This is a genomic window from Pseudomonas sp. RIT357, assembly GCF_000632245.1.
GTDB lineage: Bacteria > Pseudomonadota > Gammaproteobacteria > Pseudomonadales > Pseudomonadaceae > Aquipseudomonas > Aquipseudomonas sivasensis.
This window is the reverse complement of record NZ_JFYX01000045.1, coordinates 352497-368500: the sequence shown is the minus strand read 5'-3', so window position 1 is coordinate 368500 and position 16004 is coordinate 352497. Positions and strand designations below refer to the sequence as shown.

The following is a 16004-nucleotide window of genomic DNA, read 5'->3' as shown; positions in this document are numbered from 1 at the left end:
TCCCCATGAACGCTGCCCTTGACGTTCTGCAATCGACCCACCAGCACATCAACCGCGACCGCTTGTGGCAGTCGCTGATGGACCTGGCCAAACTCGGTGCCACCCCCAAGGGCGGCGTGTGCCGCCTGGCCCTCACCGACCTCGACCGCAAGGCCCGCGACCTGTTTGTGCAGTGGTGCGAAGACGCCGGTTGCACCGTGACCGTCGACGGCATTGGCAATATTTTCGCGCGCCGTCCCGGTCGTAATCCCAACCTGCCGCCCGTGATGACCGGCAGCCATATCGACACTCAGCCCACGGGCGGCAAGTTTGATGGCTGCTTTGGTGTATTAGCCGGGGTGGAAGTGCTGCGCACCCTGAACGATCTGAATATCGAAACGGAAGCGCCGCTGGAAGTGGTGGTGTGGACCAACGAGGAAGGCTCGCGCTTCCCGCCTTGCATGATGGGCTCCGGAGTGTTCGCTGAGAAATTCACCCTGGCGGATACCTTGGCCAAGGTCGATGCGGACGGGGTCAGTGTGGGTGATGCGCTGAACGCGATTGGCTACGCGGGAACCCGTCCTGAAAGTGGGCACAAGGTCGGTGCGTATTTCGAAGCGCATATCGAACAAGGGCCGATTCTTGAGGATGAGAAGAAGACCATCGGCGTGGTACTCGGCGCCCTCGGACAAAAGTGGTTCGACCTGAAGCTGCGCGGCGTTGAAGCGCATGCGGGGCCGACACCGATGCACCTGCGCAAGGACGCCCTGGTAGGCGCGGCGGCAGTGGTGGCGGCGGTGAATGCGGCGGCGTTGGGGCATCAGCCCCATGCTTGCGGGACCGTGGGTTGCCTGCAGGCGTATCCCGGCTCACGCAACGTCATTCCTGGCGAAGTGCGCATGACCCTGGACTTCCGTCACTTGGAACCGGCGCGCTTGGATTCGATGATTGCCGAGGTGCGCAAGGTCATTGATGACACCTGCGCCAAGCATGGCTTGAGTTTTGAAATGGAACCCACGGCCGACTTCCCGCCGCTGTACTTCGACAAAGGCTGCGTTGACGCCGTGCGCGATGCGGCGAATGGGCTGGGCTTGTCGAACATGGACATCGTCAGCGGGGCAGGTCACGACGCGATCTTCGTCGCCGAGTTGGGGCCGGCGGGGATGATCTTTGTGCCGTGTGAGGGGGGGATCAGCCATAACGAGATCGAGAACGCCGCCCCGGATGATCTGGCGGCGGGGTGTGCGGTATTGCTGCGCGCCATGGTGGCTGCTTCAGCAGCCATCGCCAGCGGCAAACTCGCCGCCTGAAATGCCGGTAAAAAATGTGGGAGGGGGCTTGCTCCCGATAGCGGTGTATCAGTTGCAGATAATCTGACTGACCTACCGCAATCGGGAGCAAGCCCCCTCCCACATTTGAACGGTGTTGTTTCAACTAGTGTTGCCAGACGTTAGACCCAGATGGCATCCCACAGTGGGTAGTCGCCAATCCGCTCGACCAGGCCCGCTCGCAATGGATTAGCCACCATATACCGGGCCATTTTCACCAAGTCATCTTCCTTGCGCAGTGCGCGGTCATGAAAGCTTTCTTGCCAAAGCCGTCCCTTGCGACCGCTCAGGGCATTGACGGTCCTGGTGCTTTTTGACTTCACCTGGCACATCAAGTCCGTCAGCGAGCCTTTTTTCAGTTCAAGCAGCCAATGGAAATGGTCCGGCATGATGACCCACGCCAGCGAGTTGGCCAGCCCTTGGTACTGGGCCAACCGAAATTGCCAGACCACCAGGCGAGCGAGCTGGAAATTGTCGAATATCGGTATGCGTTCGTGGGTGTTGGTGGTGATGAGGTAAATGCGGTTGGGTTCGCTGAATCGACCGATGCGCAGGCGGTGTGAAGCGGGTAAATCTGCCATTCCCTGGCCCTCTCTAGATGTGCTTAGAGAGGCTAGATTGGAGAGCAAGAGGTTGATGGGCGGGCTTTTGGCAGGATGTGTCTGGACGGCCGCGATCGGGGGCAAGCCCCCTCCCACATTGGCTCAGCGGTGTTCATACATTGTGTGTCTGACGCGGGACCAGTGTGGGAGGGGGCTTGCTCCCGATGAGGCCGGAACTGACGCTGCCGAAACCTCATTGGACGTGGAAGTACCTTGTTTTGAGGCTGCGGTGTAAGGCATGTCTTACTCCTTTGTACGAAGTCTCTTTTGTTCTTCTCCTCGCTCATCATCTTGGCTATCTGGTGTTAGGTTCTGCCGCGCAAAAACCTAATGCAGAGGAAGCATGCAATGGCGAACCCTATAACCCCGCCTGGTGTATCTGTTGACGAAAATATGGCCACCGCTTTTCATAAAAAGAATGTACTGAAAGCCGGTTCAGCGTTTATGTACTCTTGGTTTTATACTCAGGTCCGCAATCGCGGCCCGTGGGACTACAAGCAAATTTCCAAAGAATATGAAGCGTTTGGAAATTTTCACTATGGTGCGGTGGGGATTGCGGCGGGTTTCAGCGAGGAAGTGCTTTTACGCGCAGCGGGACTTGCTCAAACCAGAGCGGGTACGGATAAACCCGAGTTTGGTCGTTGGTGGGGGGATGCGCCTTTCGGTGACGATCCAGTCGACCAATATTGGATCAAGAAAGGAATCAGCTATGCCAGGTTCAGGAACTACTAGAAAGTCGCTTTACTCAAGGGTTACAACGATTTTGCTGGCGCTTTGCTTGGTGTATATCGCTGGTGATTGGCTGCTTTCGCCGGGCCGTCCGCAATTGACGGAGGTTGTACTCCGTGTACCGATCAGTGATGACGCTTCGATCTATGGCGTCAAGGATGATCGCGGAGGGGCCACTGTTCCGTTCAGTTACCGATATTACGTTTACCGCACCTTGGGAACCGATAGTGAAATATTGGCTGTATTGAAAGATGCCCATCCGTTTCTAGTTACGCGTGACGGGGCGGTAAAAGTTGATGTCGAGAGCCGTTCGATTACGGTTTCGGTGTCGGGGGATGTATCCGACTATCACAGCAGTACCCTGTATCGGCATGCCAATGGTAGTGATTACACAGCGGTGAGTGTTTTTCTTAATAGTCGGCCAGAGGGCTGAAATGTGCGGTGGCTCAGTCAGTGGTGGTTGACTGAGCCACCGCTATCGGGGGCAAGCTCTCTCCTGGATTTAGCTTGAACTGTGCCTGGAGGTGATGTCAGGCGCCAGGTTGCCAGCCGCCGCCGAGTGCCGTCAGGAGTCCTACACTGGCCTGCAGCTGCCGCGTCTGCACCGCCTGCAATGTCCGTTGCGCTTGCAACGCCGCCGTCTGCGCCGTCACCACATCCAGGTAACTCACCGCACCCGCTTGATAGCTGTTCATCGCCAGCGATTGCGTATGTTGCGCCGCGTCCGCCGCCGCTTGCTCATCCTGCGCTTCCTGCTGCAAATCCCGCAGTTGCGCGAGGTTATCTTCCACCTCGCGCACGGCCTTCAGTACCTGGCTGCGGTACTGCGCGGACGCTTCTTCAAATTCGGCTTTGGCCTGGCGTTCATTGGCACTTAGGCGGCCACCGTCAAAGATCGGCAGGTTCACCAACGGCCCCAGCGCCCAATACCGATTACCCGCCGAGAGCAAATTCCCCACGCCCTGCGTCTGCCCGCCGATCAGCCCGGTCAAACTGAAATCCGGATACCACGCCGCCTTGGCTACGCCGATATTCGCGTTGGCCGCAAACACCCGGCGTTCTGCCGCCGCAATGTCCGGGCGACGTTGCAGCAGGTGGCTTGGCAGCTGCGAGGGAACCCCCGGCAGGGCGATCAGTTGCTGGCCGGGCGGCAGCGTAAAGTCGCTGGCTGCCACACCCACCAATTCACCGATGGCGTGCTCGGTGAGGTTGCGTTGCCCGCGTACCTCATCCAATTGTGCCCTGGCCTGCGCCAGTTGATTTTGCGCACGGGTCAGGTCCAGCTCCGAGGCTATCTGGCCCTCGTAACGGCTTCGGGTCAGTTGCAGTGCCTGGCTGAAATCCTCCAGCGAGCCAGTAAGAATCCGGCTCTGTGCATCCAGCCCATTGAGCTGCACGTACAAGGTCGCCAACTGACGCTGCAAACTCAGGCGGGCCACCGCCAGATCATCCCCGGACGCTTGCGCCTGGGCATCACCGGCCGCGACCTGATTGCGAATTTTGCCCCACAGGTCCAGGTCGTAACTCAACGAAAAACCGCCGGTGTTGCTGTTGTACACCGACGGCTGCGTCTCCCCCCGTAGCGGCCGCGAGTCAGATTGGCGCTGGCGCAACGGTTGTGCGCTGGCGGTAATCTGCGGGAACAGCCCGGCATGTAACTGACTGGCATAGGCTTGGGACGCATCGAAGTGCGCCAGCGCTGCAGCCAAGTCCGGGTTGGCCTTGAGCAATTGCTGTTGCAGGTCATTCAGGCGCGAATCGTTGTAGAGCTTCCACCATTCGGGAGCCAGTTGGTCGGACGGCTGCGCGCTGTGCCAGTGGCCGTCGCTGGTCTGTTCGCGGTAGTTGGCTGGCAGGTCAATCGACGGCACCTTGTAGCTCGGCGCCATCGAGCAACCTTGCAATACCAGCAGCGTCAACGCAGCGAGTGGTTTAAGCCCTGTGCGCATGCGCACCTTAAGCCTTACGCGCATGCGCACCTCCGGCGTCGGCCAGTTGCACAGCGTCGCCTTCGCGCAGAGCGTCGGGCGGGTTATCGACCACGCGGTCGGCAGGTTTCAGGCCCTGGTCGATTACCAGGCGTTCGCCCAGGTCGAGGCCGATATGGATGGCTTGCAGGTGCACATGGTTCTGCCCATCCAGTATCGCGACCTGGGTGCCTTGGGCGCGAAAGATCAACGCGCTGGCCGGGATGCTCACACCATGGGTGTCGGCCGGAATCGGCAGCGTGGCTTCGGCGTAATCACCTGGCAGTAGCGCGTCGTCGGGATTGTCGACCACGAACTGCGCGAGCAGGGTGCCGGAGCGGCGGTCGATGGCAGTGGAGTCGCCGATCAGCCGTGCCTTGAAGTGCTCGCCAGGGTGTTCGGGCACGGTGAGCCGGGCTTCCAGGCCGGGGTGAATCACTGCCGCGTAGTTCTGTGGCACGGGTACATAAAGGCGCAGCTGGTGCGTATCCGCGATGCTGAACAACTCCGGGTCGCTGTCGGTGTCGGCCTTGATCAATTGGCCGATATCGGTGTTGCGCGCCGTGATGGTGCCGGCGAACGGCGCGCGAATTGTCTTGTAGCCTTCCAGTGCGGACAGCCGCGCATAGTCGGCAGCAGCAGCCTGGGCATTGGCTTTGGCGGCCGCGGCGTTGGAGGTTTTTTCATCGGCTTCCTGGCGCGATACGGAGTGGCTCGCCAGCAGGTTTTGCCATCGGGTTGCGGTGGTTGCAGCGAGGCGCGCATTGGCCTGTTCCTGCACCAAGCGTGCATGGGCTTGCGCCAGTTGCTGGTCGAGGTCGGGGCTGTCGATTTCGGCGAGGACTTGCCCGGCCTTGACCTGGCGGCCGATGTCGACTGTCCAGTCCTTCAAATAACCGCTGACCCGGGCGTGGATCGGCGCCTTGCTCCACGCCTCAAGGTGCGCCGGCAGGCGCAAGGTATCGCCTGCCACATTCTGCTTGGGTTGAAACACCATCACTTGCGGGATGGCGGCGGTCTCTGTCCAGGCGGTGACCGATTGCTCGTGCAGCGTGCGGGCATGCAAGCCGTTGGCGACCAACAGGGCAGCCACGGTCAGGCCGCCGACACCCATGAGCATCAGGCGCTTGCGCGAGGGTTTGTGATCAGACGACATGTGGGGTTTCTCCTGCAACTGCGCGACTAGGGTGACGCCCGTGGACCAGGCTGAAGACCACGGGAACAAACAACAGGGTGGCGATGGTGGCGAAGATCAAACCACCGATCACCGCACGGCCCAGCGGCGCGTTTTGCTCCTCGGACAGCGCCAGGGGCAACATGCCGATGATCATCGCCAGGGCGGTCATGCACACCGGGCGGAAGCGCGTGTAACCGGCCTCCAGCGCGGCCTTGAGCGCATCACCATGTTCGGCCAGGCGCTCGCGGCAGAAGCTCACCACCAGGATTGAGTTGGCAGTGGCTACGCCCATGCACAGGATCGCGCCGGTCAAGGCGGGCACCGACAACGAGGTGCCGCTGAGGAAGAGCATCCACACGATCCCCGCAAGTGCGGCAGGCAGGGCCGTGATGATCACAAACGGGTCGGCCCACGATTGGAAGTTGACCACGATCAGCAGGTAGATCAGCACCACCGCGCCAAGCAGGCCGAAGCTCAAGCCGCTGAAGGCTTCATGCAGCGCGTCGATCTGCCCGTGCAGGCTGATCGTCGCGCCTTTTGGGCGCATGGACGCGGTGTCATCCAGCACCTTTTGCACGTCGCGGGCTACGCCGCCGAGGTCGCGGCCTTGCACATTGGCGTACAGGTCCAGGGTCGGTTCGATGTTGTAGTGGGTCACCACCGCCGGGCTTTGCACACGGGAGATAGTTGCCACACCGCCGAGGATCTGCGACTGCCCGTTGGCACCGGTGACGGGCAGCGCTTCCAGTGACGGAAGGCTGTCGAGGCGGTATTGCGGGGTGGCGGCGACGATGGAATAGGACACGCCGTTGGCCGGGTTGAGCCAGAAGGTCGGCGCGGTTTGCGAGCTGCCGGCGAGAGAGGCGACCATGCTGTTGGTCACGTCGCGCTCGGTAATGCCCAGGCCGTTGGCGCGCAGGCGGTCGACATTCACCTGCAGCGACGGGTAGCCGGTTGACTGCTGTATGCGCAGGTCGGCGATGCCGGGCACGTGTTGCAGGCGACGTTCCAGCTCGACGGCATAGGCGCGGTTTTCTTCATCGCTGCGCCCGGAGATTTTCACGTCCAGCGGCGCCGGCGCGCCGAAGTTGAGGATCTGGCTGCTGATGTCCGCCGGCAGGAACGCGAAGTGGCTGCCGGGAAAACTTTGCGGCAGCGCTTCACGCAGTTTTTTCACGTAGTCGGCGGTGGGCGCGTGGTGTTTTTTCAGGCTGACTTGAATGTCGCCATCCTGCGGGCCGATGGTGCCGCTGCTGCTGTAGGCCATGTCGATGCCGCTGAGCGGGATGCCAATGTTATCGACAATGGTGTCCAGTTCTTCGGCAGGGATGACCTCACGGATCCGCGCTTCAATGCGGTCGAAGGCGGCGGCGCTTTCTTCGATGCGCGTGCCCAGCGGCAGGCGCACATGCAGGGCCAACGCACCGGCATCCGTGGCTGGGAAAAAGTCCTGGCCAAGGCTGGGCAATAGCAGGAATGAGGCGAGCACACAGGCCAGAAAACCCACGATAAAGCGCTTGCGATGACCCAGGGCCAATGTCAGCAAGCCATGGTAGGTGTCGCGGATATTCGAGAAGTGGCGCTCGAACCCTTGCTGGAAATTCAGCACGGCTTGCAGCGCGGCAGTGCGCGGTTTCGTGTGCTGCTCACCCTCATGGTGGTTGATGAATTCATCTTCCGGATGATGCCCCGCGCCTTGTTCCGGCGTATGCGGCTTGAGCAGGAACATCGCCAGCGTCGGCACCAGGGTGCGCGAAAGAATGAACGAGCTGGCCATGGCAAAGATCACCGCCAGCGCCATGGGCCGGAACAGATAACCGGCAATGCCTTGCAGCAGGAACATCGGCACGAACACGATGCAGATGCACAGCAGCGAGACGAACGCCGGGCCGACAATTTGCGCGGCGCCGTCGAGGATCGCGGTCTTCACCGCCTTGCCTTGTTCCAGGTGCCAGTTGATGTTTTCGATGGTCACCGTGGCGTCGTCCACCAGGATCCCCACCGCCAACGCCAGCCCGCCGAGGGTCATGACGTTGAGGGTTTGCCCGCTGACGGCCAGCAGCGCTATCGCTGAGAGCACTGCCAGAGGAATCGACGCCGCAATAATGATCGTGGAGCGCCAGCTGCCGAGGAACAGCAGGATCATTGCGCTGGTCAGCAGCGCGGCGATGATGCCTTCCTGGGCCACGCTGCCCACCGATTGCTTGACGAACACCGAGGCGTCGCCCAGCAACGAGGTCTTCAGTGACGGTGGTAGGGTCTCGTTGATGCGCGGCAGCATTCCACGGATACCGTCGATGATCGACAGGGTGGAAATGCTGCCGTTTTTCAACGCCGGCATCAGCACTGCGCGATGACCGTCGACGCGCACGATGTTGGTCTGCGGCGGCGAGCCGTCACGCACGTGGGCAACCTGGCCGATGGTGATCAACGCGCCGTCGACGGTCTTGATCGGCAGGTCGTTAAGCTCATCGATGGCCTTGGGGCTGTTGTTGAGCAGGATGGTGTATTCGTTGGGGCCGAGCTTGGCGGTGCCCACCGGAATGATCTGATTCTGCAGCGCCAGGGCATTGCCCACATCCTGGGCCGACAGGCCTTTGGCAGCCAGCGCTTGCGGGTCGAGGTCGAGGGTGATCTGACGCTGCTTGCCACCCATCGGTGTGGGCATGGCCAGGCCGGGCAGGGCGCTCAACGGCAGGCGGATGTTGTTCTGCACCAGGTCGCGGATCTTGGCTTCCGAGAGGCTTGGGCTGGAAAACGCCATTTGCAGGATCGGCACCGTGGACGCGCTGTAGTTGAGGATCAGCGGCGGCGTGATGCCCGGCGGCATTTGCTTGAGCACGGTTTGTGACACGGCGGTCACTTGGGCATTGGCGGTGCGGATATCGACGCCGGGTTGGAAGAAGATTTTCACGATGCCCATCCCAGGCAGGGATTGGGATTCGATATGTTCGATGTCGTTGACGGTGGTGCTCAGGGAGCGTTCGTAGGTGTAGATCACGCGGCCCGCCATGGCGTCCGGCGACAGGCCGTTGTACTGCCAGACCACGGCGACCACAGGGATGCCGATATCGGGGAACACGTCGGTGGGAGTACGCAGGGCCGCCATCGGCCCGATGATGCAGATAAATATGGCCAACACGATAAACGTGTAGGGCTTTTGCAGTGCGGTCTTTACCAGCCCGAGCATGCGTGAACCTCCGAGGGAGCAGGATTGCAAACCCCGGCAGTCTTGCCCGACCCACCTAACACGCGCCTTTCAGCCAGGTGAAGGAACATTTAGGTAAGGGCTGAAGATCGTTTCATATGGATTCATTTGTTCCAAGCAGCGCTGCTGGTCACGCTTGTCACCCATCGGACATATCGTCTTTTTGGAGCACTGCCATGTCACTTAAACCTCTGTTGTTGATCCCTGCATTGGGTGTCGTATTGCTGCTGTCGGCGTGCGCCGGCCCGATCCCTAAAGCGGATCCGAGTGAGGCCTGGATTGGTCTGACAGAGGATGCCCCGAATGACTTGCTGGCTGAGCGCGTGGACGGCAGGCGTGTGGATGACGGGCGCTATTTCGAGGTGACACCGGGGGCTCACAGCCTGGATGTTACGTTGTACGAAGAGGAGCCCGGCGACGACAATCAGCGGGATTGCCAAGGCCGGGTCGAATACGAAGCCTTTAAGGCGGGTGAGCACTACACGCTGGTGGAATCCAGCCTGGGCACCACCGTGCGTGCATCCTTAAAGGATGGCCACGGCAAGGAAGTTGCGGCGACGCGGGACTTCAATTGCATGCCTGGCTAGGCGTGGTGTGCCGCTGCCTTTAGGGGCTTGGCAGGTTTTACGTGGGGGTGATGGTGCCGACGGGTAATGCGCAACACCCCCCACAACATGGCGCCGGCAACCGCCAGCCAACCGCAGATCAACATCACAATCGTCGTTGCAAGGCTCATTCAGGCCTCCTTTCGCCCAGTACGGGGCACACACAGTCTTCTCAATGGACAGTCTAGCTACCTGACGGTTGCCTGCTATTGACCAATGGTCGTGTTCATCCAACTTGTTTGCTCTATCTCAGGCGGTAAACCCTGGCTTTGGGCTATACCCGCGTGGCCGAGCGCCCTATGATCAGGGCCCTTACCGGCAGTTGATCAAGAGAGTAAAAAATTGCGGTTACGGTCGAACGTTAAATCATCCCTGTTGCTGGCCTGCGCCATGGGCCTCGCGGCCTGTTCCGGGCATCCTTCGAAACTGCCGGGCTTGCCGGAGCGCGTCGAACTCAATGGTGTGCCGACCTTTCGCAGCGAGGCTTATCAGAGTGGTCCTACGGCATTAGCCAGCATGCTGTCGCAACAAGGCATTGTCATGACACCGGGTTTGCTGGATAAGCCGCTGCGTTTGCCGGGCGGCGAAGCGGACCTGGAGCGCAACATGCAAGTGTTGGCGCGTGAGTACGGGCTGATGGTGTATCCACTGGATGCCAAACTGACGGCCGTGCTGGCGCAAGTGGCGGCGGGTTATCCGGTGATGGCGCGGGTGGGCGGCGGGCTGTGGTCGGATGCGCACTATGTCGTCGTGGTGGGCTTCAATCAGCAGAAAAGCACGGTTCTGCTGCGCTCGGGCATGGACCGGCGTTTATTGATGAGCTTCAGCGACTTTGAATCGAAGTGGGCAAGCGCCGGGCACTGGGCGATCCTCACCCAGCGTCCGAGCCAGTTGCCAGCGAATGTGGATGCCCAGCGTTGGCGCGAGGCGGCAAATGCGACGGCCCAAGCCGGGCAGGAGCAGGCGGCGGCCCAGGCGCTTAAAGTATTGTCAGAACACCGATAAAAATGTGGTGCGGCGCCCTTTAACGGTGGGCTTGCGCCGCATTCGAGCGGTTCTTCAGATTTTTGTCGGCCTTGTAGCGCAATGCCACGTCCGGCACCGAACCGCCCTTGCCAGTCTCGACCCAGCTGCGAATACGGCTGGCATCGGCAAAGTGCGTGAACTTGCCGAACGCATCCAGGATCACCAGCGACACCGGGCGATTACCCATGCTGGTCACCAGCACCAGGCAATGGCCGGCCTGGTTAGTGAAGCCGGTCTTGGTCAACTTGATATCCCAGTTGGCGCGGTTGATCAGGTGATCAGTGTTGGAGAAACCCAGGGTGTAGTTGGGCTTGCGGAACGCAACGGTCTTTTCCTTCGTGGTGCTCAACTGGCTGAGCAGCGGGTAGTGCCGTGCGGCAGCCAACAGCTTGCTCAGGTCTCGGGCGGTGGACACGTTGTGGATCGACAGGCCGGTGGGTTCAACATAGTGGGTGTTGGTCATGCCCAGCGCCTTGGCCTTGGCGTTCATCGCCGCGATAAATGCCGGGTAGCCCCCCGGATAGTGGTGGGCCAGGCTGGCGGCGGCGCGGTTTTCCGATGACATCAGGGCGATCAGCAGCATTTCCTTGCGAGGCATTTCGCTGCCGATTTTTACGCGGGAGAACACGCCTTTCATTTCCGGCGTGTCTTTGATGTTGATGTCGATGTACTCATCCATGTTCTGCTTGGCTTCAAGCACGATCAGGCCGGTCATCAACTTGCTCACCGACGCAATCGGCACTACTACGTCGGGGTTGCTGGCGTAGATGACCTTGTTGGTCTGCAGGTCCACCAGCATGGCGCTGCCGGATGCGATCTGCAGTTTGGATGGGTCGCGCGGCGCCTGGGTGGATTCGGCGGCGTGCGCAAAGGTGCCTGTGAACGCAAAAAATAGGCTGGCAATAGAAAGACGAATTTTCACGCGGATGAACTCGCTAAAAAAGTAGGAAATACCGTTGAGCAACGGTTTCTTTGATAAATGCCGTTACATTTTAGGAGTATGGACGATGGAGTGTCGAATGTTCTTCTAAAACCAGACGAAAGTGCTTAAAAACTAAGAAAAAACAGGTTTTTTCGGGCAATAAAAAGCCCTGCGATAAGGCAGGGCTTTTTCAGTACGACTGGTTATTAACCGTGCAGGGTCTCTGCGGCGTACAGGGTGTTCTCCAGCAGGCAAGCGCGGGTCATCGGGCCGACGCCGCCTGGCACCGGGGTGATCCAGCCAGCGCGGGGCAGGGCAGTGTCGTACACCACATCGCCTACCAGCTTGCCGTCTTCCTGACGGTTGATGCCCACGTCGATAACGATGGCGCCTTCCTTGATCCATTCACCCTTGACCAGGCCCGGCTTGCCGGCGGCTACGACAACGAGGTCGGCACGACCAACGTGGCCTGCCAGGTCCTTGGTGAAGCGGTGGGTAACGGTCACGGTGCAGCCGGCCAGCAGCAGCTCCATGGCCATCGGGCGACCGACAATGTTGGACGCGCCGACCACAACTGCATCAAGGCCGTACAGATCGACACCGGTACTTTCCAGCAGGGTCATGATGCCTTTTGGCGTGCACGGGCGCAGCAGGGGGATGCGCTGGGCCAGGCGGCCGACATTGTAAGGATGGAAGCCGTCGACGTCTTTGTCCGGGCGGATACGCTCCAGCAGCTTGGACGCGTCCAAGTGCTCGGGCAGTGGCAGTTGCAGGAGGATGCCGTCGATCGCGGGGTTGTCGTTGAGGCCGTCGATCAGATCGGTGAGTGCCTCTTGGGTGGTGGCGGCAGGCAGGTCATAGGCCTTGGATATAAAGCCGACCTCTTCACAGTCTTTACGCTTGTGCGAGACATAAACCTGAGAGGCAGGATCGCTGCCGACCAGGATCACCGCGAGACCAGGCGTGCGCAGGCCTTGCTGGCTGCGCTCGGTGACTCGTTTGGCGATCTGCTGGCGCAGGCTGGCGGCGATTGATTTGCCGTCGATAAGTTGTGCAGTCATTACGCGTGATTAACCATCGAGAGGGAGAGGAAAAGTGCGCGCATTCTCGCACGCCACGGCGTGAGGGCAAAGGCGCTTGGTCTGCAAATTGGCCTAACCCCTTAAATAAAATGAATTTTTTTCAAAAAAGATTTGACGGGTTTCCGGGCCCTCTATACTATTCGTCGCACTTGTCGGGCACAGCCTAGCACTGGTTAAGAAGGTCGAGCAGAATTGTTGTACTGCAAGGCTGGAAGCACTTAGTTTGTAATCCTCCAAGAGTACAGATTAATAAGGCGCCCGTAGCTCAGCTGGATAGAGCATCCGCCTTCTAAGCGGATGGTCGCAGGTTCGAGTCCTGCCGGGTGCGCCATTAGGCAGCTTTGGCACAAGTAGCGCTATATGGTGGGCGTAGCTCAGTTGGTAGAGCACGGGATTGTGACTCCCGTTGTCGAGGGTTCGATCCCCTTCGTCCACCCCATATTTTGAAAAGGCGCCAGATTAATCGTCTGGCGCCTTTGCTTTAAGAGCTTCAAACGCGGATGTGGTGGAATTGGTAGACACACTGGATTTAGGTTCCAGCGCCGCGAGGCGTAAGAGTTCGAGTCTCTTCATCCGCACCAATTAAAGCTTCGCCAAGCCGTCAGGCTGGGTGGGGTCAACAAAGAAGATGTTCGAGTTCTTTGTTAATGCAATATGGTGGGCGTAGCTCAGTTGGTAGAGCACGGGATTGTGACTCCCGTTGTCGAGGGTTCGATCCCCTTCGTCCACCCCATATTTTGAAAAAGCGCCAGATCACTGATCTGGCGCTTTTTTTTGCATCTGGAAAAAGCCGGGTCTTGTTTCTGTGGGCGGTTGCGGTCGAGTAGTGCGAGGCGCCTAGAGATTATGGTTGTCAAAAAAGCAAGCATTCTCAATGCCTTGGCGTTAGAATCGTTGCCGGTTTTGAACGTGTAGGACTGATGCTCGTCTATAGAGAGGTCAGTACCGCTATTAAATAGCGATAACGGCGCAGTACCTGAAAAGGGCTGTGCCGTTTTCGTTTAAGCGTTTCGAGTTTCAAGGGCGGGGCGCTTCATCGTATTTGTGTTTCTCGATGCTGCTTCCCTGTCGCCGGTCTTGCTCGCAAGGCTGGCTGCCGGGGGCTGCGTTCCTGGTCCTTCTATATATAGAAGGGTTGGCGCAGAGCCCTGGCGTGATGAGCTGTATTTGCTAACGGGCTGAGGTGCACGCGTGCACTTGAACCTACAAATGGCCTGCTGTTTTTTTACCCGTTTCCAGTAGGGTGACTTCTTGAGTTTGACCCTCTAGAATGCATGCCCTTGATTCTGGGGTCGGAAACGGCCGGCTAACGTCTGTGCAACGAGGAATATTCATGCAAGTTTCTGTTGAAAATACTACTGCTCTTGAGCGCCGCCTGAGCATCACCGTGCCGGCAGAGCGTATCGAGACTGCGGTCAACAAGCGTCTGCAGCAGACTGCCCAAAAGGCCAAGATCGCTGGTTTCCGTCCAGGCAAAGTGCCGATGAGCGAAATCAAGCGCCGTTTTGGTGCTGATGCGCGTCAAGAAGCTGTAGGTGACGTGATCCAGGCTTCCTTCTACGAAGCCGTTGTTGAGCAAAAGCTGAACCCAGCTGGCTCGCCTTCGATCGAGCCTAAGTCCCTGGAAGCTGGCAAGGACCTGGAATATGTTGCCGTATTTGAAGTGTTCCCAGAGTTCGAAGTCGCTGGTTTCGACGGTATCGAAATCGAGCGCCTGAGCGCTGATGTCGCTGATTCCGACCTGGACAACATGCTGGAAATCCTGCGCAAGCAGAACACTCGTTTCGAAGTGGCCGATCGTGCCGCCCAGAACGAAGACCAGCTGAACATCGATTTCGTTGGCAAGGTTGACGGCGAAGTGTTCGCTGGTGGCTCTGCCAAGGGTACCCAATTGGTACTGGGCTCCAACCGCATGATTCCTGGTTTCGAAGACGGCCTGGTTGGCGCCAAAGCTGGCGAAGAGCGTGTTCTGAACCTGACTTTCCCTGCTGACTACCAAAATCTGGACTTGGCTGGCAAAGCTGCCGAGTTCACCGTGACCGTCAACAGCGTTTCCGAGCCTAAGCTGCCAGAGCTGAACGAAGAGTTCTTCAATCAGTTTGGTATCAAGGAAACCGGCATCGAAGGCTTCCGCACCGAAGTTCGCAAGAACATGGAGCGCGAGCTGCGCCAGGCCATCAAGTCCAAGGTTAAGAATCAGGTCATGGACGGTCTGCTGGCTGCCAACCCGATCGAAGTGCCTAAGGCTTTGCTGTCCAATGAAGTGGATCGCCTGCGCGTTCAAGCGGTTCAGCAGTTTGGTGGCAATATCAAGCCTGACCAACTGCCTGCCGAGCTGTTCGAAGAGCAAGCCAAGCGTCGCGTTGTGCTGGGTTTGGTCGTGGCTGAAGTGGTCAAGCAGTTCGACCTCAAGCCTGACGAAGATCGCGTTCGCGAAATGATCCAGGAAATGGCTTCGGCCTACCAGGAGCCTGAGCAGGTTGTGGCTTGGTACTACAAGAACGACCAGCAACTGAACGAAGTGCGTTCGGTTGTGCTGGAAGAACAAGTTGTGGATACTGTTCTGCAGAAGGCTAAGGTGACCGATAAAGCGGTCTCTTACGAAGAAGCAGTCAAGCCGGCGGAAGCAGCACAAGCCGACTGATTGTCCAACTCGTTGGAAATTCAACCATAAGCCAGCCTCGCGCTGGCTTATGCGTTTTCAAGACATGACTATTTGGGAGTAACTGCAGAGCATGTTCCGTAATTCCTATATTCAGCAGAACTCTGATATCCAGGCCGCAGGCGGCTTGGTCCCGATGGTTGTCGAGCAGTCTGCTCGTGGCGAGCGCGCCTACGACATCTACTCGCGCCTGCTCAAGGAGCGAGTGATCTTTCTGGTGGGCCCGGTAGAGGACTACATGGCCAACCTGATCTGTGCGCAACTGCTGTTCCTTGAAGCGGAAAACCCGGACAAGGACATCCATCTCTACATCAACTCGCCGGGCGGTTCGGTGACGGCAGGTATGTCGATCTACGACACCATGCAGTTCATCAAGCCTAACGTCTCGACGACCTGCATTGGCCAGGCCTGCAGCATGGGCGCGTTCCTGCTGACGGCGGGTGCCGAGGGCAAGCGTTACTGCCTGCCGAACTCGCGCGTGATGATTCACCAGCCACTGGGCGGTTTCCAGGGCCAAGCGTCGGACATCGAAATCCACGCTAAGGAAATCCTCTTCATCCGCGAACGTCTTAACACGCTGATGGCCAAGCACAGCGGGCACACGCTGGAAGAAATCGAGCGCGACACCAACCGCGACAACTTCATGAGCGCCGAAGCCGCACGTGAATACGGGTTGATCGATGCAGTGATCGAAAAGCGCCCCGCTTAATATAAGCC

14 protein-coding genes and 4 tRNA genes are annotated in these 16004 nt (G+C 59.1%); 11 read left to right on the top strand and 7 right to left on the bottom strand.

Annotation, left to right across the window (positions count from 1 at the left end):
• Nucleotides 1-5 precede the first annotated feature (5 nt).
• On the top strand, nucleotides 6-1289 hold the full coding sequence (locus BW43_RS06025) for a Zn-dependent hydrolase (protein ID WP_032889923.1): 1284 nt from the start codon (nucleotides 6-8) through the stop codon (nucleotides 1287-1289).
• 140 nt (nucleotides 1290-1429) lie between these two features.
• On the opposite strand, the gene BW43_RS06030 is transcribed toward BW43_RS06025, so the two are convergent.
• Nucleotides 1430-1888, bottom strand: a complete 459-nt coding sequence (locus BW43_RS06030) for a transposase (protein WP_032889921.1) — start codon at nucleotides 1886-1888, stop codon at nucleotides 1430-1432.
• A gap of 369 nt (nucleotides 1889-2257) precedes the next feature.
• Here BW43_RS06030 and BW43_RS06035 point away from each other — a divergent pair, with 369 nt between their 5' ends.
• Both BW43_RS06035 and BW43_RS28555 read left to right on the top strand, forming a co-directional pair.
• Nucleotides 2258-2641, top strand: a complete 384-nt coding sequence (locus BW43_RS06035) for a polymorphic toxin type 44 domain-containing protein (protein ID WP_256226789.1) — start codon at nucleotides 2258-2260, stop codon at nucleotides 2639-2641.
• Nucleotides 2619-3071 carry a hypothetical protein gene (locus tag BW43_RS28555; RefSeq protein ID WP_081797821.1) on the top strand — a complete coding sequence of 151 codons (453 nt, stop codon included), beginning with the start codon at nucleotides 2619-2621 and terminating at the stop codon, nucleotides 3069-3071. Before BW43_RS06035 ends, BW43_RS28555 begins: the two co-directional genes overlap by 23 nt.
• Before the next feature lie 97 nt (nucleotides 3072-3168).
• Here the strand turns inward: BW43_RS28555 and BW43_RS06040 are convergent, their stop codons facing one another.
• The 3 genes from BW43_RS06040 to BW43_RS06050 are packed head-to-tail and all read right to left on the bottom strand — an operon-like array spanning nucleotide 3169 to nucleotide 8972.
• The gene (locus tag BW43_RS06040) at nucleotides 3169-4587 is read right to left on the bottom strand and encodes an efflux transporter outer membrane subunit (RefSeq protein ID WP_032889920.1); all 1419 of its coding nucleotides are present in this window, start codon (nucleotides 4585-4587) and stop codon (nucleotides 3169-3171) included.
• Nucleotides 4588-4594: 7 nt separating this feature from the next.
• Nucleotides 4595-5761, bottom strand: coding sequence for an efflux RND transporter periplasmic adaptor subunit (locus BW43_RS06045; protein ID WP_032889919.1), 1167 nt, complete (start codon nucleotides 5759-5761; stop codon nucleotides 4595-4597).
• Nucleotides 5751-8972 carry an efflux RND transporter permease subunit gene (locus BW43_RS06050; RefSeq protein WP_032889917.1) on the bottom strand — a complete coding sequence of 1074 codons (3222 nt, stop codon included), beginning with the start codon at nucleotides 8970-8972 and terminating at the stop codon, nucleotides 5751-5753. Before BW43_RS06050 ends, BW43_RS06045 begins: the two co-directional genes overlap by 11 nt.
• Before the next feature lie 194 nt (nucleotides 8973-9166).
• On the opposite strand from BW43_RS06050, the gene BW43_RS06055 reads away from it, so the two are divergent.
• The gene (locus BW43_RS06055; RefSeq protein WP_032889916.1) at nucleotides 9167-9577 is read left to right on the top strand and encodes a hypothetical protein; all 411 of its coding nucleotides are present in this window, start codon (nucleotides 9167-9169) and stop codon (nucleotides 9575-9577) included.
• Here BW43_RS06055 and BW43_RS29060 read toward each other — a convergent pair.
• Complete coding sequence (locus BW43_RS29060; protein WP_163034900.1) at nucleotides 9574-9726, bottom strand: hypothetical protein; 153 nt, start codon at nucleotides 9724-9726, stop codon at nucleotides 9574-9576. The genes BW43_RS06055 and BW43_RS29060 overlap by 4 nt on opposite strands.
• Nucleotides 9727-9937: 211 nt before the next feature.
• On the opposite strand from BW43_RS29060, the gene BW43_RS06060 reads away from it, so the two are divergent.
• A complete protein-coding gene (locus BW43_RS06060) occupies nucleotides 9938-10600 on the top strand; it encodes a C39 family peptidase (RefSeq protein ID WP_081797819.1) in 663 nt (220 codons plus the stop codon).
• Nucleotides 10601-10619: 19 nt separating this feature from the next.
• Here the strand turns inward: BW43_RS06060 and pbpG are convergent, their stop codons facing one another.
• Together pbpG and folD are read right to left on the bottom strand one after the other, a co-directional pair.
• Complete coding sequence (pbpG, locus tag BW43_RS06065; RefSeq protein WP_032890050.1) at nucleotides 10620-11543, bottom strand: D-alanyl-D-alanine endopeptidase; 924 nt, start codon at nucleotides 11541-11543, stop codon at nucleotides 10620-10622.
• A 206-nt stretch (nucleotides 11544-11749) separates the two neighbouring features.
• The gene (folD, locus tag BW43_RS06070) at nucleotides 11750-12604 is read right to left on the bottom strand and encodes a bifunctional methylenetetrahydrofolate dehydrogenase/methenyltetrahydrofolate cyclohydrolase FolD (RefSeq protein WP_032889913.1); all 855 of its coding nucleotides are present in this window, start codon (nucleotides 12602-12604) and stop codon (nucleotides 11750-11752) included.
• A gap of 275 nt (nucleotides 12605-12879) precedes the next feature.
• Here folD and BW43_RS06075 point away from each other — a divergent pair.
• The 6 genes from BW43_RS06075 to clpP all read left to right on the top strand — a co-directional run bounded on the left by BW43_RS06075 (nucleotide 12880) and on the right by clpP (nucleotide 15996).
• Nucleotides 12880-12956: transfer RNA gene (locus tag BW43_RS06075), tRNA-Arg, on the top strand.
• Between the two features lie 32 nt (nucleotides 12957-12988).
• Nucleotides 12989-13064: transfer RNA gene (locus BW43_RS06080), tRNA-His, on the top strand.
• Between the two features lie 57 nt (nucleotides 13065-13121).
• Nucleotides 13122-13206: transfer RNA gene (locus BW43_RS06085), tRNA-Leu, on the top strand.
• 76 nt (nucleotides 13207-13282) lie between these two features.
• Nucleotides 13283-13358: transfer RNA gene (locus BW43_RS06090), tRNA-His, on the top strand.
• A gap of 600 nt (nucleotides 13359-13958) precedes the next feature.
• Nucleotides 13959-15269, top strand: a complete 1311-nt coding sequence (gene tig / locus BW43_RS06095) for a trigger factor (protein WP_032889911.1) — start codon at nucleotides 13959-13961, stop codon at nucleotides 15267-15269.
• 91 nt (nucleotides 15270-15360) lie between these two features.
• Nucleotides 15361-15996: an ATP-dependent Clp endopeptidase proteolytic subunit ClpP gene (gene clpP / locus BW43_RS06100; protein ID WP_003174822.1), complete on the top strand. Its 636-nt coding sequence runs from the start codon at nucleotides 15361-15363 to the stop codon at nucleotides 15994-15996.
• Nucleotides 15997-16004: the final 8 nt, after the last annotated feature.